General features: G+C 71.7%; 18 protein-coding genes and 2 pseudogenes. 6 read left to right on the top strand and 14 right to left on the bottom strand.

The annotated features are described in order from the left end of the window. Positions 1-230: 230 nt before the first annotated feature. The 11 genes and pseudogenes from ACWFR1_RS36860 to ACWFR1_RS36810 form a co-directional block, all read right to left on the bottom strand. Positions 231-935, bottom strand: coding sequence for a DUF2470 domain-containing protein (locus ACWFR1_RS36860; protein WP_453559565.1), 705 nt, complete (start codon positions 933-935; stop codon positions 231-233). A 137-nt stretch (positions 936-1072) separates the two neighbouring features. Then, positions 1073-1765: pseudogene (locus tag ACWFR1_RS36855) on the bottom strand (SAM-dependent methyltransferase); the annotation flags it as partial. Between the two features lie 13 nt (positions 1766-1778). Then, positions 1779-2802: pseudogene (locus tag ACWFR1_RS36850) on the bottom strand (family 2B encapsulin nanocompartment shell protein). Between the two features lie 289 nt (positions 2803-3091). Then, positions 3092-4369: an alpha/beta fold hydrolase gene (locus tag ACWFR1_RS36845; protein WP_453559563.1), complete on the bottom strand. Its 1278-nt coding sequence runs from the start codon at positions 4367-4369 to the stop codon at positions 3092-3094. Positions 4370-4477: 108 nt separating this feature from the next. Then, positions 4478-5158, bottom strand: coding sequence for a GntR family transcriptional regulator (locus tag ACWFR1_RS36840; protein ID WP_453559560.1), 681 nt, complete (start codon positions 5156-5158; stop codon positions 4478-4480). Positions 5159-5205: 47 nt separating this feature from the next. Beyond that, positions 5206-6591 (bottom strand): aldehyde dehydrogenase family protein, encoded by a 1386-nt coding sequence (locus ACWFR1_RS36835; RefSeq protein WP_453559558.1) that lies wholly within the window; start codon positions 6589-6591, stop codon positions 5206-5208. Continuing rightward, positions 6588-7592, bottom strand: coding sequence for a proline racemase family protein (locus tag ACWFR1_RS36830; protein ID WP_453559555.1), 1005 nt, complete (start codon positions 7590-7592; stop codon positions 6588-6590). The genes ACWFR1_RS36835 and ACWFR1_RS36830 overlap by 4 nt, the downstream gene beginning before the upstream one ends. Positions 7593-7678: 86 nt before the next feature. Further along, positions 7679-8587, bottom strand: coding sequence for a dihydrodipicolinate synthase family protein (locus tag ACWFR1_RS36825; protein ID WP_453559552.1), 909 nt, complete (start codon positions 8585-8587; stop codon positions 7679-7681). A 76-nt stretch (positions 8588-8663) separates the two neighbouring features. Beyond that, complete coding sequence (locus ACWFR1_RS36820; protein ID WP_453559550.1) at positions 8664-10145, bottom strand: FAD-dependent oxidoreductase; 1482 nt, start codon at positions 10143-10145, stop codon at positions 8664-8666. Continuing rightward, on the bottom strand, positions 10126-10440 hold the full coding sequence (locus tag ACWFR1_RS36815; protein WP_453559548.1) for a (2Fe-2S)-binding protein: 315 nt from the start codon (positions 10438-10440) through the stop codon (positions 10126-10128). Before ACWFR1_RS36815 ends, ACWFR1_RS36820 begins: the two co-directional genes overlap by 20 nt. Before the next feature lie 90 nt (positions 10441-10530). Then, a complete protein-coding gene (locus tag ACWFR1_RS36810) occupies positions 10531-11688 on the bottom strand; it encodes an NAD(P)/FAD-dependent oxidoreductase (protein ID WP_453559545.1) in 1158 nt (385 codons plus the stop codon). 201 nt (positions 11689-11889) lie between these two features. Here ACWFR1_RS36810 and ACWFR1_RS36805 point away from each other — a divergent pair, with 201 nt between their 5' ends. From ACWFR1_RS36805 to ACWFR1_RS36785, 5 genes are read left to right on the top strand one after another with little or no spacing between them, the layout of a single operon-like run. Continuing rightward, entirely contained in the window at positions 11890-13638 is a 1749-nt protein-coding gene (locus ACWFR1_RS36805; RefSeq protein WP_453559543.1) for an ABC transporter substrate-binding protein, read from the top strand. Positions 13639-13652: 14 nt separating this feature from the next. Further along, positions 13653-14630, top strand: coding sequence for an ABC transporter permease (locus ACWFR1_RS36800; RefSeq protein ID WP_453559540.1), 978 nt, complete (start codon positions 13653-13655; stop codon positions 14628-14630). Continuing rightward, positions 14627-15613 carry an ABC transporter permease gene (locus ACWFR1_RS36795; RefSeq protein WP_453559537.1) on the top strand — a complete coding sequence of 329 codons (987 nt, stop codon included), beginning with the start codon at positions 14627-14629 and terminating at the stop codon, positions 15611-15613. The genes ACWFR1_RS36800 and ACWFR1_RS36795 overlap by 4 nt, the downstream gene beginning before the upstream one ends. Then, on the top strand, positions 15613-16617 hold the full coding sequence (locus ACWFR1_RS36790) for an ABC transporter ATP-binding protein (RefSeq protein ID WP_453559535.1): 1005 nt from the start codon (positions 15613-15615) through the stop codon (positions 16615-16617). Before ACWFR1_RS36795 ends, ACWFR1_RS36790 begins: the two co-directional genes overlap by 1 nt. Further along, positions 16614-17630, top strand: coding sequence for an ABC transporter ATP-binding protein (locus ACWFR1_RS36785; RefSeq protein WP_453559532.1), 1017 nt, complete (start codon positions 16614-16616; stop codon positions 17628-17630). Before ACWFR1_RS36790 ends, ACWFR1_RS36785 begins: the two co-directional genes overlap by 4 nt. Positions 17631-17699: 69 nt before the next feature. On the opposite strand, the gene ACWFR1_RS36780 is transcribed toward ACWFR1_RS36785, so the two are convergent. The 3 genes from ACWFR1_RS36780 to ACWFR1_RS36770 form a co-directional block, all read right to left on the bottom strand. Further along, positions 17700-18605, bottom strand: a complete 906-nt coding sequence (locus tag ACWFR1_RS36780; RefSeq protein ID WP_453559570.1) for an ornithine cyclodeaminase family protein — start codon at positions 18603-18605, stop codon at positions 17700-17702. Between the two features lie 29 nt (positions 18606-18634). After that, positions 18635-19663: a proline racemase family protein gene (locus ACWFR1_RS36775; RefSeq protein ID WP_453559529.1), complete on the bottom strand. Its 1029-nt coding sequence runs from the start codon at positions 19661-19663 to the stop codon at positions 18635-18637. A 108-nt stretch (positions 19664-19771) separates the two neighbouring features. Next, positions 19772-22189 (bottom strand): collagenase, encoded by a 2418-nt coding sequence (locus tag ACWFR1_RS36770; RefSeq protein WP_453559526.1) that lies wholly within the window; start codon positions 22187-22189, stop codon positions 19772-19774. A 216-nt stretch (positions 22190-22405) separates the two neighbouring features. Between ACWFR1_RS36770 and ACWFR1_RS36765 the strand changes: the two genes are divergently transcribed. After that, the gene (locus ACWFR1_RS36765) at positions 22406-23938 is read left to right on the top strand and encodes an oleate hydratase (protein ID WP_453559568.1); all 1533 of its coding nucleotides are present in this window, start codon (positions 22406-22408) and stop codon (positions 23936-23938) included. Positions 23939-24026 lie beyond the last annotated feature (88 nt).

The raw sequence follows: 24026 nt of genomic DNA, 5'->3' as shown, positions 1-24026 counted from the left end.
TCCACACCGAACCCGGAAGGCCCTCACCCGTTCAAGCAGTCTCAGCCGAGACCTGCATCACCCGTCCACAACCTCCCGGGGCAATACACCTAGGACAGGACGTCGCCGCCCTGGTGGGCGCCACTCCCGCGTCCGGCGCCTGGACCTTCCAGTCGCCACCCGTGGCCGCCCACAACCGCGCGTACTACCTGCCGGGGCCGCGCTGAGGAAGCGGTCGACGCGCGGAACCGTCAGGTCAGCAGGCTGTTGGGGTGCGAGGACCGGCGCGCCGCGGCAAGGAGGGCGTGGATCCGCGGGCCGGCCTCGTCGATGACCGCGACCGGGGTGGGGAAGGGCAGCCGGACGTCCTGATGGCCCACGGGGTGCTCCAGGCGCAGGGTGATTCCGTAGCGGTCCAGGGCGACGGGGAGGGCGCGGACCAGGCGGCGGTCGGGGCGCGGCCGGACGAGGCGCAGGAGCAGCGGCACGAGCTCGGCGTGGCCGTCGACGAGGTGGGTGAGCATGGACGCCTCGCAGGTGGCGATGGGGTCGACGTCCGCCGCGTGGAGCGCGTCCAGGGTGACGTACGTACGCCCCTCGGCGTCCTCGAGCAGCGCCTGGCCGAACTCCAGGCAGGTGCTCTCGGTCGCGTCGTGCGCGGAGTCCGCGCCGAGCAGTCCGGTCAGGGTGACGCGCGCCCGCAGTCGCTCGCGCACGGCGGTGGGGGCGATGTCCGTGAACTCCAGGCGTACGGGGATGCGCGCGCCCTGCCCTTCGTGGACGCCCTCGGACGGGTCGTGGAGGTGGATGTGGCCCATCGGCCCCGTGCCGTCCAGGAGGTGGACCTCCTGTCGGCGTCCGTCGGTCACGACCGTCATCGAGTGCGCCGAGGCCAGGATCGACCGGACGCGCTCCGCGGCGGTGGGCTGGGTGACGGGGGTACCGAAGGGGCGCATCCGAGGCCTCCAGGGGTGACGGAAGGAGATACCCAAGTCGCTACTTAGGCAAGCCTAACCTAACTCATGTCGGTGGTCGGAGGAAGCAGGAGGGCCGGGCGCGTCGGATGACGGCCCGGCCCTCGGACGACGATCGGTCAGACCCGGTCGGCCGCGATCAGGACGTACTGGAAGGAGCCGTCCTTGTACGACTCGATGAACGCCTCCTCGATGCCGGTGACCAGCGACGACGTGGCGCGCAGCTCCCAGTAGGGCAGCGTCGCGGGCGTCAGGTCGACGACCGCCTGCGGGACGAGGCGGTTGTCGGCCATCACGCGCAGGTACTCACGGCGGGAATGGATGTTGCACTCGAAGTGCGCGTTGATCTGCGAGACCCACTTCGAGGGCTGGCCGTAGCGCGGGTTCCAGCAGCCGGTGATGGTCACGTAGCGGCCGCCGACCTTCAGGAAGCGGGAGTGCTCGGCGAAGAGGTCGTCCAGGTCGACGTACATGCTCGACTCGTTGTTCCACGAGGCGGCGACGCTGCCCTTCTCGAAGGGGGTGTCGAGCATGTTGCAGACACGGGCGCGGACGTGGTCCTCGATGCCGGGCTCCTTCGCGCGCCGGTTGCCGAACTCGGCCTGCGTGGAGGAGAGGGTGACGCCCTCGACCTTGCAGCCGAAGCGCTGGTGGGCCATGACGCTCGAACCGCCGCGGCCGCAGCCGGCGTCGACGAGCGTGTCGTCCTGCCCGATGACGCCGAGGTGGTCGAGCAGGACCTCGGCCTGCGCCGACTCCAGGCGGTGCAGCTCGGCGATCAGCTTCTTCTCGTACTCGCTGTCCTCGGTGTCGGGGTCGATACACCTAGCCGCGCCTGCGGGCGATCTGGACGTTCTCCAGTACGCCGAGCGCGTTGGGCACCAGGATCGCGGCGGAGTAGTACGTGGTGACCAGGTACTACATGATCGCCTGCTCGCTGATGCCCATGAACCGCACGGACAGGCCCGGCTCGTACTCCTCGGGCAGACCGGTCTGGCGGAGCCCGATGACGCCTTGGTTGTCCTCGCCGAGGCGCATGGCGAGGATCGAGCTGGTGTTCTCCTTGCTGATGGGGATCTTGTTGCAGGGCAGGATCGGGACCCCGCGCCAGGACGGGACGTGGTGTCCTTCGAGGTCGACCGTGTCCGGGTAGAGGCCGGCGGCGTTCCACTCGCGCCCGATCGCCGCGATCGTCCGCGGGTGGGCGAGGATGATCTTGGTGCCGCGGCGGCGGGTCAGCAGCTCGTCGAGGTCGTCAGGGGTGGGCGGACCCGAGTGCGTCTGGATCCGCTGCTTGAAGTCGGCGTTGTGGAGGAGGCCGAACTCCGGGTGGTTGATGAGCTCGTGCTCCTGGCGCTCGCGCAGCGCCTCGATGGTGAGCCGGAGCTGTTCCTCCGTCTGGTTCATCGGCCCGTTGTAGAGGTCGGCGACCCGGGTGTGGACCTTCAGGACGGTCTGGGCGACGGAGAGTTCGTACTCGCGCGGCTTGAGCTCGTAGTCCACGAAGGCGCCCGGGAACGTGGCCTCGCCGGTGTGGCCGGCGGACATCGCGATCTCGGCCTCGCCGTGACGGTTCGGCCAGTTCGCCGAGTTCCTGAGGGATCACGCGGACGTGTGATCCGTCCTGGACGAAGTCGATGCGGCCGTCGCCGACGGTGTAGCTCAGTCGGCGGTTCACCCGGTAGGCGCCGCCCTTCGTCTCCACCCAGGGGAGCATCCGGAGCAGCCAGCGGGAGGAGCTCTGCGGGGTGGACTTGGTCGTGGTGGCGAGGTTCCGGGCAGCCACGGTGCTCAGGCTGGACTGCCGGGGCGGCGTCACCTGCGCTTCCGGTCCGGTCTCAACGGTCATCGGGGCAAGTTCTCCTTCGGGTGGACGACGGCCGGCGCACGGGCCCTGGCCGCGGAAAGAGAGGAAAAGGGGGTCAATCTCTGGGAATTCCCCCAGATCCCGGGCAACAGTGACGGCCGGTAAGACCCGCTCACCGCATCAGACCGAGGGCATTACCTCAAAGCAGTGATCTTGTTTCGCGTGAGGTTTGTTCGGGCGAATGACGCCATCCAGCCACATCCATCCGGGGGAACGCGAAAGCCCTCCGGCTCCATGGGCGGGAGCCGGAGGGTGAGAGGAAGGGCGGGGGCTACACGCGGCCTGCGGCCAGATCCATCAGGCGGGCCAGGACGCGGCCGCCGGAGGCGGCGACCCCGTCGTGCTCCCACTCGTTGGTGACCCAGACGCGGGAGGCGCCGATCCGGCGGGCGGTGGCGAGGGAGATTCCCGCGTCGACGTACATGTCGTCGTGGTAGACGACCGCGGCGAGCGGGACCTCGTTGGCGGCGAGACGGTCCAGGTCGTAGAGCGACGGCCAGTCGGTGCGCGCGGCCAGCAGGTCGGCGGCGTCCGCGAAGGGGCGCAGGCCCGCGATCTCCCGGAACATCCAGGGGTACATCATCTCGCCGGTGAGCAGGAGGGGGTCGGCGTCCTCTGCGAACTCGGGGAAACCGGCCAGGGCGCGGGAGGCGGCCCAGCCGGTCGGTCCGGCCCCCTGTCCGTACAGCGTCTCCTGCATGACGGCGAAGAGGGGGTTGTCGGTGAAGCCGGTGAGGGTCATCACCTGGTGGAGGAAGGTGTCGCTCAACTCTCCGTCCGCGCCGGGTGACGCGTCGAGGGCTTCGTCGAGGAGCCAGTGGACGCGCTCGAATCCGTCGCCCATGCCGAGGGAGAGCCCGAGGGTGCGCAGGCGGTGCGGGGTGAGTCGGTCGCCGTTCGGGAGGCGGACGTCGTCGGCCGCGAGGAGGTCGGCGATCTTCCGGAGGCGGGGGGCGTCCTCGGGGTAGCGGGCGTAGAGGTCGAGGACGCGGTCGCGGACGCGGGGGTAGGTGTGGGCGTACACGTCGTCGGCGGTGGCGGTGAGGCCGGGCAGGCCGCCGGTGACGTAACAGGCCTTCAGGCCCCCCGGCGCGTGGGAGAGGTAGGTGAGGGTGATGAAGCCGCCGTAGCTCTGGCCGAGGGTCTCCCAGGGGGTGTCTCCGCAGAGTTCGCGGCGGATGTACTCCGCGTCGGCGACGATCGCGTCGGCCCGGAAGTGGGCGAGGTACCCGGCGAGGTCCTCGGGCGAGGCGAACCGGGCGGCTGACCTCGCCGTGACCGGGGTGGAGCGGCCGGTGCCGCGCTGGTCGAGGAGCAGCACGCGGTGGGTCCTCAGCGCCTGGGCCAGCCAGCCGGGGGAACCGGCCGACGGCCGGGGCGACTTGCCGCCGGGTCCGCCCTGGAGGTAGAGCAGCCAGGGGAGCTCCTCGGCGGCGCGGGCCGGGTCGGCGACCTCCCGGGCGAAGACCTCGATGGTGGGGCCGTCGGGCGCCCGGTGGTCCAGGGGGACGGTGAAGGTGTGGTCGACGGTCGCGTACGCGGGATTCATGGGTTCCTTCCACGGCCGCGGGCGGCCGGTCAGATGTGACATGGCATCGAGGGGCGCCGTTCGCCCGCCCGTCGAAAGGAGCCCCTGTCCGGCCGTCGGCCGGTTCCGCTACCTCCCGGTCGGCCGGTCGCCCTTGGCCCACAGGGAGCGGACGTGTCCCAGGTGCCGGGTCATGCACTTCTCCGCGCCCTTGGCGTCGCCTGCGAGCATCAGGTCGAGCAGCTCAAGGTGCTCCTCGGCCGACGGGATGAGGTCGCCGCTCTCGTCCAGGGCGGTGAGTCCGTACAGGCGGGACCGCTTGCGCAGGTCGCCGACGGTCTCGACGAGGCGTTCGTTGCCCGCGAGGCCGAGCAGCGTGAGGTGGAAGAGTCGGTCCGCCTCCAGATAGCCGATGAGGTCGTGCTCGCGGGCGGCGCGCACGATGTCCTCGGCGACCGGCTGCAGCGCCTCCAGGTCCTCGCGGGCGGCGATCCGGGTGATCCTGCCGACCATCGGGATCTCGATGAGCGCACGGATCTCGGTGTACTGGTCGAGGTCGCGCTCGTCGACCTCGGTGACCCGGAACCCCTTGTTGCGGACGGGCTCGACGAGGCCCTCACGGGCCAGGTCGAGCATCGCCTCGCGGACCGGGGTGGCGGAGATCCCGAAGTCCTCGGCGAGGGTCGGCGCCGAGTACACCACCCCGGGGCGGAGCTCGCCCGAGATCAGGGCGGCTCGCAGGGCATGGGCGACCTGGTCGCGCAGCCGCTCCCGGGAGGCGTTGAGGTCGCGGTGGGTCAGGTGCCCCATGACGGTGGTGATCCCTTCGTTCCGGTTGACATCACCACCGTACGATGTCACGCCGCGGGGCCCGCGGGTGCCAGGGTGTACGTCCGGCTCGACGTGTAGAACTCGAGGGCTGCCCGGCCCTGCTCGCGGGGTCCGTGGCTGGAGGCCTTGGAGCCGCCGAACGGCAGGTGGAAGTCGACGCCGGTGGACGGGGCGTTGAGCCGGATCATGCCGGTGTCGAGCAGGTCGAGGCCGGTCAGTGCCGTGTTCAGGTCGGCGGTGTGGACCGAGGTGACCAGACCGTACGGCACGGAGTTGGTGATCCGGATCGCGTGGGCGAGGTCCTCGGCGGCGAGCAGGGACGCGAGGGGGCCGAAGACCTCTTCGCGCAGCAGCCGGTGTCCCGGGGAGACCTTCTCGACCAGGGTCGGGGCGGCGTACCAGCCGTTCCGGTCGGGTGCGGTGCCGCCGGCGAGCACGGAGAGACCGCGGGCGGCCTCGCCGACCTGGTCGCGGGCGTGCTCGTGGATGAGCGGCCCGCACACGGTGGCCGGGTCGGCGGGGTCGCCGACGGGGACGGCCCGCAGCGCTTCGGAGAGCGCCTCGCGCAGCGGGTCGAGCGCGGTGCCGACCGCGATGACGCGGCTGGTGGCGGTGCACTTCTGGCCGGCGTACCCGGCGACGGCGGCGGCGATGTGGGCGGCCGCCTGCTCGATGTCCGCGTCCGGCAGGACGAGCGCGGCGTTCAGTCCGCCCATCTCCGCCTGTACGGGGATGCCCCGGGAGGTCGCGGCCCGGGCGACGGCCTGGCCGACGGGGGTGGAGCCCGTGAAGGAGACGACGTCGGCGGCGGAGACGAGGGCGTTGCCCTCGGTCGCCCCGCCGGGCAGGACGGTGAACACCGCCTCGGGCAGGAGCCGCTGGACGATCTCGGCCAGCCGCTGGGCGCACGCGGTGGCCTCGGGGGCGGGCTTGAGGACGACCGTGTTGCCGGTGGCGAGCGCCGGGGCGGCCTTCCAGGTCGGGATGGCGAAGGGGAAGTTCCAGGGCGTGATGAGCCCCGCGACACCGTGCGGGCGGCGCCGGGTGAGGAGCAGCCCGGCGCCGGCCGCGGTCTCGTGGACCTCGCCGGTCGGCTGGAACGGTGCCTGGGCGTAGTAGCGCCAGATGGCCGCGGTACGGGCGACCTCGGCCCTGGCCTCGGCGAGCGGCTTGCCCACCTCGCGTACGGCGAGCGCGGCGAGTTCTTCGGCCGCGGCCTCGACGGCGGCGGCGACGGCGCCCAGGGCGGCCGAGCGGGCCGCCGCCCCGGCGAGCAGCCAGCCGGGCTGGGCGGCCCGGGCGCGCTCGACGGTGTCGACCGCCGTGAAGGCGCCCGGTGCCGGGATCCGCAGGAGCACGTCGGCCGGGTCGGCGGGGTTGTGGGAGATGACGGTGGAAAGTGCGTCGGTCACAGCAGGAAGCCTCCGGGGAAGGGGTCGTCCGGGTCGAGGAAGTACTGCGCGGTGCCGGTGATCCAGGCGCGTCCGGTGACCGTCGGGACGACGGCGGGCAGGCCGCCGACCTCCGTCTCGGCGGTGAGCCGGCCGGTGAACTCCGTACCGATGAAGGATTCGTTGACGAAGTCGGTGTCGAGCGGGAGTTCGCCGCGGGCATGGAGCTGGGCCATGCGCGCCGAGGTGCCGGTGCCGCACGGGGAGCGGTCGAACCAGCCGGGGTGGATGGCCATCGCGTGCCGTGAGCGGCGGGCGTCGGAGCCGGGCGCCGCGAGGTACACGTGCTTGAGTCCGGCGATCTCCGGCTGGGTGGGGTGCACGGGCCGGTCGGGCGAGGCGTTGACGGCGTCCATGACGGCGAGTCCGGCCGCGAGCAGCTCGTCCTTGTGGTCGCGGTCGAACGGCAGGCCCAGGGAGTCGAGTGCGACGAACGCGTAGAAGTTGCCGCCGAAGGCCAGGTCGTAGGTGACCTTCCCGTACCCGGGGACGTCGACCGTGCGGTCGAGGGCCACGCTGAAGGCGGGCACGTTGGTGAGCGTGACCGCCTTCGCGGCGCCGTTCTCCACCTGGACGTCGACGCTGACGAGGCCGGCGGGGGTGTCGAGGCGGACGGTGGTGACGGGCTCGACGACCGGCACCATGCCCGTCTCGACGAGGACGGTGGCGACGCCGATGGTGCCGTGACCGCACATCGGCAGGAGTCCGGACACCTCGATGTAGAGGACGCCGTAGTCGGCGTCGGGCCGGGTGGGCGGCTGGAGGATCGCGCCGCTCATCGCCGCGTGACCCCGCGGCTCGAACATCAGGAGCGTACGGAGGTGGTCCATGTGCTCGATGAAGTGCAGCCGGCGCTCGGCCATCGTGGCGCCGGGAACGACCCCGACACCACCGGTGATCACGCGCGTGGGCATGCCCTCGGTGTGCGAGTCGACCGCGTGGAAGACATGACGGGTGCGCACGGGGGTTCCTTTCGACGGACAGCGGGGACCGACTGCCGTGGCCGACCGTGGTGACGGCCGGCGGAGGCGGTCAGCGGTGGGAGCGGTCAGCGGTGGCCGTCGGCGACGGCCTTCTCGGTGGCGGTCCGCACGCCGGCCTCGATCGCGCCCGTGAGCGGGTGCCGCGGCGGGCGCGTCGGACCGCCCTGGCGGCCGGCGATGTCCATGGAGAGCTTGATGGACTGGACGAACTCCGTCTTCGAGTCCCAGCGCAGGAGGGAGTGCAGGGACTTGTAGAGCGGTAGGGCGGTGGCGAGGTCGCCCGCGACCGCCGCGTGGTACAGCTCGGCGCAGCTCGTGGGGAAGGCGTTGGGGTAGCCGGCGATCCAGCCGACCGCACCCGCGACGGCCAGCTCCAGGAGGACGTCGTCGGCGCCGATCAGGAGGTCGAGTTCGGGGGCGAGTTCGGCGATCTCGTACGCCCTGCGGACGTCACCGCTGAACTCCTTGACCGCGACGATGCTGCCGTCGCCGTGCAGACGGGCCAGCAGGTCGGGGGTGAGGTCGACCTTGGTGTCGATCGGGTTGTTGTACGCGACGATCGGGATCCCGGCCTTGGCGACCTCGGTGTAGTGGGCGCGCACGGCGGCCGGTTCGGCGCGGTACGTGTTGGGCGGCAGGAGCAGGACCGAACCGGCACCGGCCTCGGCGGCCTGCTCGGCCCAGCGGCGGGACTCGGCGCTGCCGTAGGCGGCGACGCCCGGCATGACCCTCGCCCCGTCGCCGGCGGCCGCGACGGCGGTACGGACGACCTGGGCGCGCTCCGCGTCGGTGAGGGTCTGGTACTCGCCGAGGCTGCCGTTGGGGACGACACCGTCGCAGCCGTTGGCGATCAGCCAGGCCACATGCTCCGCGTACGCGTCGTGGTCGACGGAGAGGTCCTCGCGGAAGGGGAGGGTGGTGGCGACCATGATGCCGCGCCAGGGTCGGTCGGTGTTCCAGGTGGTGGCGGTCATGTCGACGGCCCGCTTTCTGTAGTGTGTGACATTTTACATGGAGGAAAGAGAGGCCCGAGGGCCTCTCCCCCCGGAGCTATTCGGACGGTTCGTCGAGGGCGGCGAGCGTCGCGAGGGGTACCGGGACGGCGAACGGGCGGCGTTCCGCGGGCGGTTCGACGGTGCCGCCGCGGGCGGCGAGGCAGGCCACGGCCGTCCCGCACATCCGCCCCTGGCACCAGCCCATGCCGGCTCGTGTGAGGAGCTTGACGGTCCGCGCGTCCCGCGCGCCGAGGTCGGTGACCGCCTCGCGCACACGCCCCGCGGTCACCTCCTCGCACCGGCACACGTCCGTCTCGTCCTCCAGCCAGGCGGGCCAGCCGGGGCCCGGCGCGTGGGCGGCGGACATGACGTCCGCGAAGGCGCGCATCCGGTCCCGGCGGCGCCGTAGTTCGCCGACCCGGCCCGCGCCCGCCTCCGCACGGCGGCCCCGCAGCCGGGCGGCGATCGCCCGCCCCGCCAGCTCGCCCTCGGTACGGGCGAGTTCGGCGCCTCCCACGCCGCCGGTCTCACCCGCCGCCCACAGGCCGGCCACCGAGGACTCCTGGAGGTCGTCCAGGGCGAGTCCCAGCGTTCCGTCGGGCAGCGCGCGGGTGGCGCAGCCGACGGCCGTGGCCAGCTCGATCTGGGGCACCAGGCCGTGCCCGACGGCGAGCGCGTCGCAGGCGATCCGCCGGCCCGTCCCTGGGACGGGCGCCCAGTCGCCGTCCAGGCGGCTGACCGCGACGGCCTCCACCCGGTCGGTGCCGTGCACCTCGGTGACCGCACTGCGTGGCAGCACCCGCACACGGTGCCTGAGCAGTGCGGCCCCGTGCACGAGGGCTTCGGCGGCCTTCGCCGGGTTGGTCACGAGCGCACGGGGGTTGCGGGCGTACCGCAGATAGCCCGCGGCCTCGACCACGGCCGGGACCCGCGCGCCCGCCGCGGCGAGCGACGAGGCGACGGCGAGCAGCAGAGGGCCGCTGCCGGCCACGACGACGCGCCGTCCGGGCAGCACGAGCCCGGACTTGAGCATGGCCTGCGCCCCGCCGGCGCCCACGACACCGGGCAGGGTCCAGCCGGGGAAGGGCAGTTGGCGTTCGTACGCACCGGTGGCGAGGAGCAGCGCCCGGGCGCGGATCCGGACGGGGCGCTCCTCGGTGCCGTCGGCGCCGGTGACCGCGTGGAGCGTCCAGCTCTCGTCGGCGTCGCCCGGCTCCCGTACCGCGGACCACACGTGATGCCCGGTGAGGTGGTCGACCGTGCTCGCCCCGAGCCTGCGCCGCAGGTCGGAGAAGGGGGACCAGTCGTGGTGCAGGGCTTCGGGGCGCACCGCCCCGAGGGCGGGAGCCGGGTGCCGGTAGAACTGTCCGCCGGACTGGGTGGAGGAGTCGAGGAGGGCGACGGAGAGCCCGAGTTCGGAGGCGATGACGGCACCGGCGAGCCCCGCGGAACCCGCGCCGACGACCGCGAGGTCGTACGGTTCGCGCGCCCCGCGCTCTTTGCGCGTCCCGTCCGGTTCAGACTGCGAGGCGGTCATGGCCGTGCCCTTCCTGGGTGGTGATCGCGTCGCCGGGGCGGGCGGGGACCAGGCAGGCGCGGCGGTTGGGTTCGCCGTTGACGGTGGCGAGGCAGTCGTAGCACTGCCCGATGCCGCAGAACGCGCCGCGCGGCCGTCCCCCTTCGCGGGTGGTGCGCCAGGCCAGGATGCCGGCGCCCCAGAGGGCGGCGGCGACGGTCTGGCCGGGCAGGGCGGTGACGGTCCGGCCGTCGAAGGTGATCTCGAACGGCGGATCGGGCTGTGCTCCGACGAGGTCGGCGGGCGTGCGGGCCACGGGCCCTCCTCTCATGACGGTGCCGGTACGGGTGGTGCGCATCAGGGGGTGGACGTGCCGAACCGGTCGGGCCGGTACGGGTGGTGCGCATCAGGGGGTGGACGTGCCGAACCGGTCGGGCCGGAACGGGTCGATGGCGAGGGGCGGGTCGCCGCCGGTGAGACAGGCGGCGACGATCAGTCCGGTCACCGGCGCGAGGCCGATCCCGGCCCCTTCGTGGCCGCAGGCGTGCAGCAGTCCGTGGACGCGCGGGTCGGGTCCGATGGCGGGCAGGTGGTCCGGCAGGTACGGGCGGAAGCCGAGGTAGGTCCGCATGGCCCGGACGGCGCCGAGGACCGGGAAGAGGGTGGTGGCCCCGGCGGCGAGGCGGCGCAGGACCTCGGTGGAGAGCGTCCGGTCGAAGCCGACCCGTTCCCGGCTGGCCCCGATCAGGACGGGTCCGGCAGGGGTGCCCTCGACGACCGCCGACGTCTGGAGGGCGGCCGAGCCGCTGGCCACGTCGGCCACGTAGTCGGCGGCGTACACCTTGTGGCGCACCACGCGGGGCAGCGGTTCGGTGACGAGGACGAAGCCCCTTCGGGGCAGTACGGGGAGGTGGACGCCCGCGAGGTCGGCGAGGGCGCCGCCCCAGGTGCCGGCGGCGTTCACCACGTACGGGGCATGGAGCTCGCCGGCCGCGGTCCGCACCCCGCGGATCTCTCCGGAGGCGCCGGTGAGGAGGCCGGTGACCTCTTCACCGAGGTGCAGCCGGACGCGGTCGCCGGCGGCGCGCAGCAGCTGGGCGGCGGCGTGGGCGGGCATCACCTGGGAGTCCTGTGGATAGAGGAAGCCTCCGGCCAGGCCAGGAGCGAGGTGGGGCTCCAGATCGTGGAGCCGGTCCCCGGGGACCTCCTGGGCGGTGACGCCCGCCTTCTCCTGGCGGGCCGCGAAGTCGCGCAGGGCGCGCATCCCCGACTCGCCCGAGGCGACCACGAGGCCACCCTTGGCCTCGTACTCGACGTGCGGCGGGAGCACGTCCGCCAGCTCCCGCCACAGGGTGTTGGCGAGGAGGGCGAGTTCGAGCTCCGGTCCCGGCTCCTTGTCGGAGACCAGGAGGTTTCCCTCACCGGCTCCCGTCGTGCCGCCCGCGACGGAGCCGCGGTCGACGACGGTGACGGAGAGGCCGGCTTGGGCGGCGTAGTAGGCGCAGGCCGCGCCGACTACGCCGGCGCCGACGACGATGACATCCGAGGGTTTTCTCGTGGACACATCAGTAATATTTCACATTGCACTGGAGTTGCCAAGACCCCGAAACGGAGCATTCCAGCCGCCGGACCCTTCTCCGACCACCGCCTGGACACGGATGAGTAACGGACTTCCGGATGCCTTGTCAGTGCAATTTCACATTACTATGTTACAGGTCACATTCCAGCCAACGGGCTGTCCCACCGCTCTCTCGGAGTGACCTTCATGAACAAGCGCACGTACACCCTCGCCACCGCTCTGGTGACGGCCCTCGCCCTCGGTACGACCGGCTGCGGCGACGGTGAGAAGTCCGGCGGCACCCGGGACCGCGGCAAGAACCCCGCCGTCTCCAACAACGGCACGGTCGTCGGCGGCACCCCGCAGAAGGGCGGCACGCTGACCGTCCTCTCCAACCAGGACTTCACCCACCTCGACCCGGCCCGCAACTGGGTGGTGGGCGACATGGACTTCGGCACGCGTCTGCTCTACCGCACCCTCCTCACGTACAAGGCCGAGCCCGGCGCGAAGGGCGGGGAGCTCACGACCGACCTCGCCGAGGACCTCGGTGTCTCCTCCAACGGCGCCAAGACCTGGACCTTCAAACTCAAGCCCGGCCTCAAGTACGAGGACGGCACCCCGATCACCGCCCAGGACGTCAAGTACAACGTCGAGCGGTCCTTCTCCCCCGACCTGCCCGGCGGCCCCGACTACGCGGCGCGCTACCTCGTCGGCGCCGAGGGCTACCAGGGCCCCGCGCAGGGCAAGCACCTCGACTCCGTGAAGACCCCGGACGACCGCACGATCGTCTTCGAGCTCCGCAAGCCCTTCGCCGAGTTCCCGTACGCGACCGTGCTGCCCACCTTCAGCCCCGTGCCCAAGTCCCAGGACAAGGGCCCGCAGTACGACAACCGGCCCTTCTCCTCCGGCCCGTACAAGATCGAGTCGTACGCCCGGGACAAGCAGATGGTCCTCGTGCGCAACACCCACTGGAGCGCCGCCACGGACACCGTGCGCAAGGCCTACCCGGACCGGATCGTCGTCACCATGGGCCTCAAGGCCAACCAGATCGACGACCGTCTCATCGCCTCCGCCGGCGCCGACGGCTCCTCCGTCGCCTGGGCCTCGCTCCGCCCCGAGTCCACGCCCAAGGTGCTCACCAAGCCGGACGTCAGGGCGCGGCTCCTCGCCGAGTCGACCAGCTGTACCGAGATGGTCCAGATGCACACCGGCCGCGCGCCGTTCGACAACGTCAAGGTGCGCCAGGCCGTGCAGTACGCCCTCGACCGTGAGGCACTGGTCACCGCCACCGGCGGCCCCGCGCTCAACGACCCGGCCACCGCGCACATGCCCGGACTGCTCTTCCCCGGCGGCAAGCAGCCCGACACCCTGAAGATCCCGCTCACCGGCGACGTCGAGAAGGCGAAGCAGCTCCTCAAGGAGGCGGGCAAGGGCGGCGGGATCTCCACCAGCATCACCGTCTCCACCGGCGACAAGGCCATCGGCGAGGCGATCCAGCAGTCGCTGGGCCGCGCCGGGATCAAGGTCACCATCGAGACCGTCGACCCGTCCGCCTTCTACGACACGATCGGCGACACCAAGAACCGCACGGACCTCGCCTACACCGGCTGGTGCCCGGACTTCCCCTCCGGCTCGACCTTCCTGCCGTTCGTCTTCGACGGCCGCTACATCAAGGAGAAGGGCAACTCCGGCAACCACTCGCTCTTCCGTGACGACGCCACGATGAAGCGCATGGACGAGATCGCCGCGATGACCGACGCCGAGCAGGCCAACAAGGCGTGGCAGGACCTCGACGCCCAGATCCTCGCCAAGGCCCCCACGGCGCCCGCCGTCGTCGAGCGCAAGCCCCTGCTGATCGGCACCAACATCGCCGGCGCCTTCGGCCACACCTCCTTCGGCGGACAGATCGACTACGCGACGGTCGGCCTCAAGGCCCCCGCGAAGAGCGCGAACTGAAGGAAACCGGCCCGATGAACACCACACCCACCACCTCCCCTCCGAGCGCCACCTCACCACCGGCCGGCGTCGCCACCGCCACCGCCGTGCGGTCGGGCAGCGGTCCCTGGCAGCTCGCCCGCGCGGAGCTGCGCCGCCGCACGTCCGTGAAGCTCTCGCTCGCCGTGGTCGCGTTCTTCGCGCTCATGACCGCCGCCGCCCCGCTGATCGGTTCGCTGGGCGGCTGGGGCCCCGAGGAGTTCGACAAGAGCGCCGTCGACCCGTACCTGGGCGGCCTGCCCATCGGTCCGCTCGGCGGCGTCTCGGCCGAGCACTGGCTCGGCGTCGAACCCGTCACCGGCCGCGACCTGTTCTCCCGGGTCGTGCACGGCGCCCAGGTCTCCCTGCTCATCGCCTTCGCGGCGACGGCGATCGTCGTCGCCGCCGGGACGGCGGCCGGCATCGCCGCCGGCTACTTCGGCGGCCGTGTCGACACCGTGCTGTCCCGGCTGATGGACCTCACGATGTCCTTCCCGTCCCTCATCTTCATGATCGCGATGATGTCGGTGGCGCGGGACGTCAACCGGATCGTCCTGATGACCGCCGTCATCGGGCTCTTCGGCTGGCCCGGCATCGCCCGGGTCGTCCGCGGCCAGACCCTGTCGCTCAAGCACCGCGAGTACGTCGACGCCGCCCGCGTCGGCGGCTCAGGGCCCTGGCGGATCCTCGCCCGCGACATCCTGCCGGGCGTCGCCGGGCCGGTCATCGCGTACACGACGCTCATCGTCCCGGGGATGATCGCCACCGAGGCGGCCCTCAGCTACCTCGGCGTGGGCGTCCGCCCGCCGACCCCGTCCTGGGGCCAGATGATCGCCGAGAGCGTCGCGTACTACGACACGGACCCGATGTACTTCCTCGTCCCGAGCCTCTGCCTCTTCCTCACCGTGCTCGCGTTCACCCTGCTCGGCGACGCGCTGCGCGACATCCTCGACCCGAGAGGCAGCGGCGCGTGATCCTCTACCTCGGCCGCCGGCTCCTGGGCGTGCTCGGCGTCCTGCTCGCCATCGCCGCCGTCACCTTCACCATCTTCTACGTCCTCCCCTCCGACCCGGCCGCCGCCGCCTGCGGCAAGTCGTGCAGCGCCGACCGGCTGGAGGCGATCCGCGCCAACATGGGCCTGGACGCCCCGCTGTGGCGCCAGTTCACCGACTTCGTCACCGGCATCTTCACCGGCCGCACGATGGGCACCGGCCAGTACGCCCTGGAGTGCGACTTCCCGTGTCTCGGCTACTCGTACGAGAACAGCCAGAGCGTGTGGGACCTGCTCGTGGACCGGCTGCCCGTCTCGGCCTCGCTCGCCCTGGGCGCCGCCGCGATCTGGCTGGTCCTCGGGATCACCGCCGGTGTCACCGCCGCTCTGCACAAGGACACCCTCACCGACCGGGCCCTGATGGTCGGCGCGGTCGCCGCGGCCTCGCTGCCCGTCTACTTCACCTCGGTGCTGCTGATCTTCGGGCTGATCCGGGTCTCCGGGCTGCTGCCCTACCCGCAGTACGTGGCCTTCGGCGACGATCCGCTGTCCTGGGCCACCAACCTGCTGCTCCCCTGGCTGGCGCTCGCGATCCTGTACGCCGCGATGTACGCGCGCCAGAGCCGCAGTTCGATGATCGAGTCCATGGCGGAGCCGTACATCCGCACCGCGCGCGCCAAGGGGCTCCCGCGCCGCACGGTCGTGGTGAAGCACGGGCTGCGCGCGGGCATGACGCCCATCCTGACCATCTTCGGCATGGATCTGGGCGGACTCCTCGCGGGGGCCGTGATCACCGAGTCCATCTTCGGCCTGCCCGGCATCGGCCGCCTCTTCTACGGCGCCCTGTCCACCGGTGACCAGCCGGTCATCCTCGGGGTGACGCTGCTCGCCGCCACCTTCATCGTCGTCGCCAACCTGGCCGTCGACCTGCTGTACGCCGTCGTCGACCCGCGAGTGAGGTACTGATGGCCGACCCCGCATCCCTTCTTTCGGTACGGGACCTCACGGTCACCTTCCCGACGAAGCGCGGCCCCGTCCGGGCCGTCGACTCCCTCGCCTTCGACGTGCTGCCGGGCCGGACCCTCGGCATCGTCGGCGAGTCCGGCTCCGGCAAGTCCGTGACCTCGCTCGCCGTCATGGGCCTGCACACCGGCGCCGAGGTCACCGGCTCCGTCAGGCTCGACGGACGCGAACTGATCGGCCTCTCCGACCGCGAGCTCAACGGGCTACGCGGCCGGCGGATGGCCATGATCTTCCAGGACCCGCTGTCCAGCCTGCATCCGTACTACACCGTCGGGGAGCAGATCGCCGAGCACCACCGGGTCCACTTCGGCTCCCGCCGCGCGGCCGCCCGGGAGCGGGCCGTCGAGGCCCTCGGCGAGGTCGGCATCCCCGAACCGCGCCGGCGGGCCGGCGAGTACCCCCACCAGTTCTCCGGCGGCATGCGCCAGCGCGTGATGATCGCGATGGCCCTGTCCTGCGAACCGGATCTGCTGATCGCCGACGAGCCGACGACCGCTCTGGACGTCACCGTCCAGGCCCAGATCCTGGAGCTGATCGCCCGGATCCAGCAGGACCGGGGGCTCGCCGTCGTCATGATCACGCACGATCTTGGCGTGGTCGCCCGGGTGGCCCACGACGTCCTGGTGATGTACGGCGGCCGGGCCGCCGAACACGCCCCGGTGGACTCGCTCTTCGCCTCCCCCGCCCACCCCTACACGCGCGGTCTGCTGGACTCGCTGCCCCGGCTCGACGACGAGGACGACGCCCCGCTGCGCGCGATACCGGGCAGCCCGCCGTCCCTGCTCGACCCCGCGCCGGGCTGCGCCTTCGCGCCCCGCTGCCCCCGGGCGGCCGTCGGCTCCGAGGAGGAGCGGGCCCGCTGCACGAGCGAACGCCCGCTGCTCGTCGGCCCGGAGGGGCATCCGGCCGCCTGCCACTTCCCCGCGTACGAAGGCGTCGCCTCATGACCACGACCATCACCGCGACCTCGGGCGCGGACACGAGCTCGACCTCCACGCCCCTGCTCAGCGTCCGGGACCTGACGATGACCTTCCCGGGACGCCGGGCCCGCTCGGCACCCGTCCGGGCCGTCGACGGCATCGGCTTCGACGTGGCGGCGGGCGAGACCCTGGGCCTCGTCGGCGAGTCCGGCTGCGGCAAGTCCACGACGGGCCGGATGATCGTGCGGCTCCTGGAACCGACCGCCGGCTCCGTCTCGTACGACGGCCGTGACATCAGCCATCTGTCGCAGCGGGCGCTCAAGCCGCTCCGCCGCGACCTGCAGATGGTCTTCCAGGACCCGCACTCCTCGCTCAACCCCCGCCAGACCGTGGCCCGGATCATCTCCGATCCACTGATGGTGCAGGGGAGTTCGGCGGCCGACGCGCGCAAGCGGGCCGTGGAGCTGATGGATCTGGTCGGGCTCATCCCGGAGCACATCGACCGCTACCCGCACGAGTTCTCCGGCGGCCAGGCGCAGCGCATCGGCATCGCCCGGGCCCTGGCGACCAGCCCGCGGCTCGTCGTCGCCGACGAGCCCGTCTCCGCGCTCGACGTGTCCGTCCAGGCCCAGATCGTCAATCTGATGGAACGGCTCCAGCGGGAACTGGGGCTCGCCTATCTCTTCATCGCCCACGACCTCTCGGTCGTCAAGCGCGTCTGCGACCGGGTCGCGGTGATGTACCTGGGCCGGATCGTGGAGATCGGGGTGAAGGAGCGGGTGTACGCGGCTCCCGCGCACCCCTACACGCGGGCGCTGCTCTCCGCCGTGCCGCTGCCCGACCCGGCGGCCGAGCGGGCCAGGGAGCGGATCACGCTGCTCGGGGACCCGCCGAGCCCGGCCGCTCCTCCGCCGGGGTGCACCTTCCACCCGAGGTGTCCCAAGGCCCAGGAGATCTGCCGGACGGAGGCGCCGCTGCTGCGGATCGCCTCCCCGGGCGAGGCCCGTCAGGTCGCCTGCCACTTCCCCGAGGCCGCCTGAACATGACGAACGCCCCGGTCCCGCGTGTGCGGGGCCGGGGCGTTCGGATATCAGTGATCAGCGATCCGACTAGGAGGCGGCGAGTGCCGCCTCGTACAGGGCGCCGGCGACGGCGAGGTCCTCCCAGGCCATGCCGACGCTCTTGAAGAAGCGCGGGCGCTCGGTCGTGGGAGTGCGGCGCCCGGTCACGAGTTCGGCGAGGTTCCCCACGACGTGGTCCTCCTCGATCGCCCCCTCGGCCGTGGGGACGAGCAGGTCGCCGGCCTCGCGCAGCGCGGCGGCGCGAGCCTCGACGTACACCTCGGAGCGGGCGACGAGCCCGGTGTCGGTCTCGCGGGCGTCCGGCTCGTGCGAGCCGACGGCCACGACGGTGGCGCCGGGGGCCACGAGGGCTCCGTCGAAGAGGGGCTCACGGGCGGTGGTGCAGCAGACGACGAGGTCGGCCTTGGCCACGTCGTCGGGCGTGCCGGTCCTGGCGAGGACGCCGAGCGTCCGCGCGTATCCGGCGAGGGCGCGCGCGCCGATCTGGTTGCGCCCCACGACGATCGCCGCGGAGACCCGGCGTACGGCGAGGACGGCCTCCAGGTGCCCGTACGCCTGCGGTCCTGTCCCGAAGAGGACCAGGCGCAGGGGGCCGGCGTTCGGTGTCAGATGGCGCACGGCGAGCGCGGAGACGGCCGGTGTGCGCAGTTCGGTGAGGGCGGCGCCGTCGAGGAGGGCGACCGGTCGCAGGCTCGGGCCGTCGAGGAGCAGGTAGGAGCCGGTGATGCGGGGCAGGCCCGCGGCGGGGTTGTGGGGGGCCACGCCGGCGATCTTCACTCCGGCGTACGGGCCGAAGGCGGCGGGCATGAGGAGGAGTTCGCCCGCGGGAACGGGGACGGCGGTGCGGGCCGGCCCTTCCTCCGGGTCGAGTCCGGCGCACAGGACCTCGGCCAGGACGTCGATCGCCTCGGCCGGGCCCAGCAGTCCTGCCATCGTCGCGGCGTCGATCTGGGTCAGGTGCGTCACAGCAGGAACCCCGTCCCCAGGTCGTCGTGCGGTTCGAGGAGGAAGGTGTGGGTGCCGGTGCGGTAGGCCGTGCCGGTGACCTCGGTGACTCCCCCGGGCAGCAGGAGGCCGGTGAAGACGGTGCCGGCGACGGACTCGTGCGTCAGGGTGTCCCCCGGGCCGAGGCGTCCGTCGGCGGCGAGGAGGGCGAGCCGCGCGGAGGTGCCGGAGCCGCACGGCGAGCGGTCGATCTGGCCGTCGGCGAAGACGGTGACGTTGCGCTGGCGCGGGCCGTCGGCGCCGGGGGCTTCCGGCAGTTCCTCGTACAGGATGACGCCGTACACGCCGGAGAGGCGCGGGTCGTCGGCGTGGCGGGTGGCCGGGTGGCCGGCGAGTGCGGCGCGGATCTCCTGGCCGGCGCGGACGAGCGCGGGGAGCGCGGCCTTGCCGGTGTCGAGGCCCAGGTCGACGGCCGCGACGGAGGCGTAGCAGGCGCCGGAGTGGGCGAGGTCGACCTCGACGGCTCCGAAGGAGGTCGTGACGGCGACCTTGCGGGCGGTGACGAAGGTCGGGATGTTGCGGAAGGTGACACCCGTGGTGCGGCCGGCCTCGCGGTGCACGGTCGCGGTGACGCGGCCCGAGGGCACGTCGATGCGGACGGAGACGTCGCCGTCGTCGGGGGCGGCGACGCGGCCGGTGTCGACGGCCCAGGCGCCGAGCGCCATGGTGCCGTGGCCGCACGCGGTGGAGTAGCCGTCCTTGTGCCAGAACAGCACGCCGAAGTGGGCGCCGTCGTCGTCGGCGGGGACGACGAAGCCCCCGTACATGCCCGCGTGTCCGCGGGGTTCCTGGACGAGGAGACGGCGTACGTCGTCGAGCGGTCCCGGGCGTGGGTCCGTGGCGGTCCTCCCGGCGCCGACGGCGGTGGCGCGGCGTTCGGCGACGGTGTCGCCGGGGATCGGTGGGAGGTCCTGGTCGACGATCCTGAACGGTTCGCCTGCGGCGTGGTAGTCGGTGGTGCGCACGGAGTGCGGGGTGGTGCTCACGAGGTACTGCCTCCGGAAACGGGTTCGGGGGAACGTGCCGGTGATGCGGGAAAACCGAAGCCGGGCCGGCCCCTCCCCCGTGGGTGAGGCCGGCCCGGACAGTGAAGGTCAGCTGCGCAGGGGGCCCTCACAGCTGAAGCTCGACGTGCCCGCGACCTTCGTGGACCAGATGTCGATCGGTCCGAAGGAGCAGTTCATGTCGGCGAGGTTGTTGGACGCGGCGCCCGCGCGGTCGAGGATGAAGTAGTCGACCGTCTCGGACATGTCCTTGAAGTTCTGGTCCTCGCTGGCCCAGTTGGACAGGTTGGCGGTGATCCGGCCGGTGCAGGTGAAGCGGCGCTTGCCCGGGTCGCCGTTCTCCACGCAGTCGGGGTTGTTGGAGGTGGCGCTCGCGAACGTGGACTTCACGTTCGCGAGGGCGGAGTCACGGAGCTGGTCGTTGGGCGTGTAGGTGGTGTTCGGGACGAACAGCTCGTCGACCTTGGCGATCTGCCGGTCGAGGAAGCGGTTGTACTCGCTCTGGATGTTGGCGTCGGAGGCCATCCGGTTGCGCCAGGAGTCGTACGCCTGGACGTCGTTGGCCCGCAGGTGCCGGTACATCTCGCGGAGGAAGCCGGGCCGCTCGGTCCAGAGGTACTCGAAGAAGGTGCCGGCGTAGCTGTAGAAGCGGAAGCCGTCGCCGGAGTAGGTGGCGTTGACGATCTGGCCGACGCTCATGCGCGGGCCGCCGTTGGCGGTGTCGCCGATGACGCCGCGGACGAGCGACTTGCGGACGGCGATGCCGTTGTCGCGGGTGGCTCCGTCGAAGAACTCGGCCGTGCCCTCGTCCATGAAGGTGGTGCGGTCGTTCTGGTACCACGGGCCCTCGCCGAAGAAGCCGTGGACGGCGTAGCGGCCGTTGAGGTAGTGGACGTACTCGTGGCGGAACAGCTCCTCGAGGGTGAGGGAGGAGTCCTGCGGGACGCGCCGCTGGTACGTGTAGAAGGTGGCGCCGCGCTCGATGTAGATGCCGCCGTTGTTGGTGTCCATCCCGGTCAGGATGGGGTGGTAGTTCTCGTAGTCCGCGCGGGAGGCGTAGAGCACGATGTTCAGGGTGGTGTTGGGGTCGCCGGCGAGCTCCTGCTCGGTGCCGAGGACGCGGTGGAACTGCGACTTGACCAGCTTGCTGGCGTAGTAGAGCTGGTCGACGGTCGCCCGGTCGAGGCCGGTGCGGACCTTGAGGGCGCCGTTGTCGTAGGAGTACGTGTACGGGAAGATCTGCTTCTCGATGTCCGCCTTGCACACGCCGTACGGCGCGCAGGCGTCGTAGAAGTTGAGCCACGAGACGATCTTCGCCCACTGCTGGCTGCCGCTGCCGAAGGTGTTCACGACCGTGCCGAGCAGGCCGCCGAGTCCGGCGACGATCTCGGTCCTGAGGCTCTCGACCTGGCCGATGCGGCCGTACTCGCTGAGGGCGTCCCGGGCGACCCAGGCGTTGTCGGTGCCCTTCAGGTGTCCGTAGGTCGCGAAGGCCTTGAAGACGGCGCGGTACGACGGGTCGGCGGCGACGGCGGCGTGGAATCCGGAGTCCTGGTTGCCCGGGTAGACGCCGAGGTAGTTGACGGAGAGCGCGGCGAGCGCGGCCCCGGCCCAGGAGGCGTCCTGGTTGGTGGCGGTGTGAGACGGGTCCATGGTGGCGAGGACCCGCTTGATCAGGCCGAGCTGGTGCTGGCGGAGGCCGGGGCCGCTCGCGGCGTAGAGGGCCTCACGCAGGGTGGTCGCGTTGCTCTTGGTGACGTCGAAGGTGCGCGCGGCGTTGCCGAAGGCGGTGACGGCCTGGGTCATCGCGGTCACGGTGGGCGCGTCGGTGACGTCGATCTCACCGCGCGAGAAGTCGTGGTACACGACGGCGTGCAGGTACGTGAACATCTCCTCCAGGTGCGAGGAGTTCTTGCCGTCGTGGGAGGCGGCCAGGCTCGATATGCGACGGGCGACGGCCTGCACGTGGGCGTCGGACATCACGGGGGTCAGCCGGGCGTCCCACGTCCAGATGAGGCCGTTCAGACAGGACTCGGACGTCACCGCGGGGTCGGCGAGGAAGTCGGCGAACTGCTCCGGCGAGAGGCCGGCGATGCCGTCGAGCGTGCAGGGCACGCCCGCGGCCGTGACGCCGGCGGCCTCGGCGGTGGTCCGCGCGGTGGAGGTGGTCGCCTCGGCCGTCGCCTTGGCGGTGGTCTTGGCCGTCGTCTTCGCGCTGGTCCCGGCGGTCGCCTTGGCCTTTCCGGCGACGCGGCCGGCGGCGAGACCGCCGGGGGCGGGCGCGGGCCCGAAGGTGTTGCCGGGAGCGGTGGCGAGGTGCTCGACCTCGTCGAAGGGGTTGGCCGCGGGCTTGGCCTGCGGCGCCGCGGGGCCGGCTACCGGGGCCGCCGGGGCGGGCCGGTCCTCGGTGTCCGCCGCCGACACGGCCGACTGGCCGGCGGAGCCGAGGAGGGTGACGGCGATGGCGGAAGCGAGCAGGGACGAGCGCACACGTCTGTGGAGGAACAACAGAACTCCTGCAGTTGAGGGGGGTAAGTGCGGGGATCGCCGAGCAAGAACTGCGGTGGTTCGCACGGCGCATGACAGCGGTTCATCACCCCGTATGCGCTGTAACATAGTAATGTGAAATTGCACTGACAACCCCTCTGGCAGCACGAGTTCCCCCGGGTCCCCGACCCCCCTCCCCCAAGTCGCACCAATCCCCCACAAAGCACCGGCACCCGGCTGCGGAGTCGCTCACTGCTCGCCGGGGCGGCGTTCATGATCCGGGACGGCGGGCTCGCGGGGAACCGCATCACGGTCCTGGAGCGCCTCAAGCCGGCCGGGGGCGCCCTCGACGGCATCGACGTGCCGAAGAAGGGCTTCGTCATCCGCGGCGGCCGCGAGCTCGAGGACCACATGGAGTGCCTGTGGGACCTCTTCCGCTCCGTACCCTCGCTGGAGATCGAGGGAGCGTCGGTGCTCGACGAGTTCTACTGGCTGAACAAGGACGACCCGAACTCCTCGCTCCGGCGCGCGACCGAACGCCAGGGCCAGGACGCGCACACCGACGGGCTGTTCACCCTCTCCGACCGAGCGCAGAAGGACCTCGTCAAGTTGTTCCTCGCCACCCGTGAGGAGATGGAGGGGCGCCGCATCGACGAGGTCCTCGGCGAGGACTTCCTGCGCAGCAACTTCTGGCTGTACTGGCGGACGATGTTCGCCTTCGAGGAGTGGCACAGCGCGCTGGAGATGAAGCTGTACCTGCACCGCTTCGTCCATCACGTCGGCGGGCTCCCGGACTTCACCGCGCTGAAGTTCACCAAGTACAACCAGTACGAGTCGCTCGTGCTGCCGCTGACGCGCTGGCTCATGGACCAGGGGGTGACCTTCCGTTTCGAGACGGAGGTCACCGACATCGACTTCGTCGTCGACACGGCGACCGGACGCAGGACCGCCACCCGGATCCACTGGCTCGAGGCCGGCGAGCAGGGAGGTGTCGACCTCGGCGAGGACGACCTCGCCCTCACGACGATCGGCTCGCTCACGGAGAACTCCGACAGCGGCGACCACCACACCCCTGCCCGGCTGGACGAGGGCCCCTCACCGGCGTGGGACCTGTGGCGCCGCATCGCCCGGCAGGACCCGTCCTTCGGCCGGCCGGAGGTGTTCTGCGACGACATCCCCCGGAGCAAGTGGGAGTCCGCGACGGTCACCACCCTCGACCCGCGCATCCCCCGGTACATCCAGAAGATCGCCAAGCGGGACCCCTTCAGCGGTCGGGTGGTCACCGGCGGCATCGTGACCGTCAAGGACTCGGGCTGGCTGCTGAGCTGGACGGTCAACCGGCAGCCCCGCTTCAAGCGGCAGCCCGCCGACCAGATCGTCGTCTGGCTCTACGGCCTCTTCGCGGACCGGCCGGGCGACTACGTGACGAAGCCGATGCAGGAGTGCACCGGCGAGGAGATCACCCAGGAGTGGCTCTTCCACCTCGGCGTCCCCGTCGAGGACATCCCCGAGCTGGCGGCGACCGCCGCCCGGTGCGTGCCGGTGATGATGCCGTACGTCACGTCGTTCTTCCTGCCCCGCCGGGCGGGCGACCGGCCGGCCGTGGTGCCGGAGGGAGCCGTCAACTTCGCGTTCATCGGCCAGTTCGCCGAGACCACCAGGGACACCGTCTTCACGACCGAGTACTCGGTACGCACCGGCATGGAGGCCGCGTACCAGCTCCTCGGCATCGAGCGCGGGGTCCCCGAGGTGTTCAACTCGACCTATTGATCAGAAACTCATGGGGTTCACTCGTCGAGGATGTAGCGGACGTGCTGGCCGCCGAAGTATCCGCGCACGATGTGGGGCTGGCGTTGTC

The sequence above is a fragment of the Streptomyces sp. NPDC055103 genome (assembly GCF_053607625.1).
This window is presented reverse-complemented; position numbering and strand designations above follow the sequence as displayed.

Coding starts and splice junctions, on each gene's coding strand:
- ACWFR1_RS36805 (WP_453559543.1), top strand. CDS start 11,890: ATGAACAAGCGCACGTACACCCTCGCCACCGCTCTGGTGACGGCCCTC.
- ACWFR1_RS36800 (WP_453559540.1), top strand. CDS start 13,653: ATGAACACCACACCCACCACCTCCCCTCCGAGCGCCACCTCACCACCG.
- ACWFR1_RS36790 (WP_453559535.1), top strand. CDS start 15,613: ATGGCCGACCCCGCATCCCTTCTTTCGGTACGGGACCTCACGGTCACC.
- ACWFR1_RS36780 (WP_453559570.1), bottom strand. CDS start 18,605: ATGGCAGGACTGCTGGGCCCGGCCGAGGCGATCGACGTCCTGGCCGAG.
- ACWFR1_RS36785 (WP_453559532.1), top strand. CDS start 16,614: ATGACCACGACCATCACCGCGACCTCGGGCGCGGACACGAGCTCGACC.
- ACWFR1_RS36820 (WP_453559550.1), bottom strand. CDS start 10,145: ATGACCGCCTCGCAGTCTGAACCGGACGGGACGCGCAAAGAGCGCGGG.
- ACWFR1_RS36840 (WP_453559560.1), bottom strand. CDS start 5,158: ATGGGGCACCTGACCCACCGCGACCTCAACGCCTCCCGGGAGCGGCTG.
- ACWFR1_RS36860 (WP_453559565.1), bottom strand. CDS start 935: ATGCGCCCCTTCGGTACCCCCGTCACCCAGCCCACCGCCGCGGAGCGC.
- ACWFR1_RS36845 (WP_453559563.1), bottom strand. CDS start 4,369: ATGAATCCCGCGTACGCGACCGTCGACCACACCTTCACCGTCCCCCTG.
- ACWFR1_RS36825 (WP_453559552.1), bottom strand. CDS start 8,587: ATGACCGCCACCACCTGGAACACCGACCGACCCTGGCGCGGCATCATG.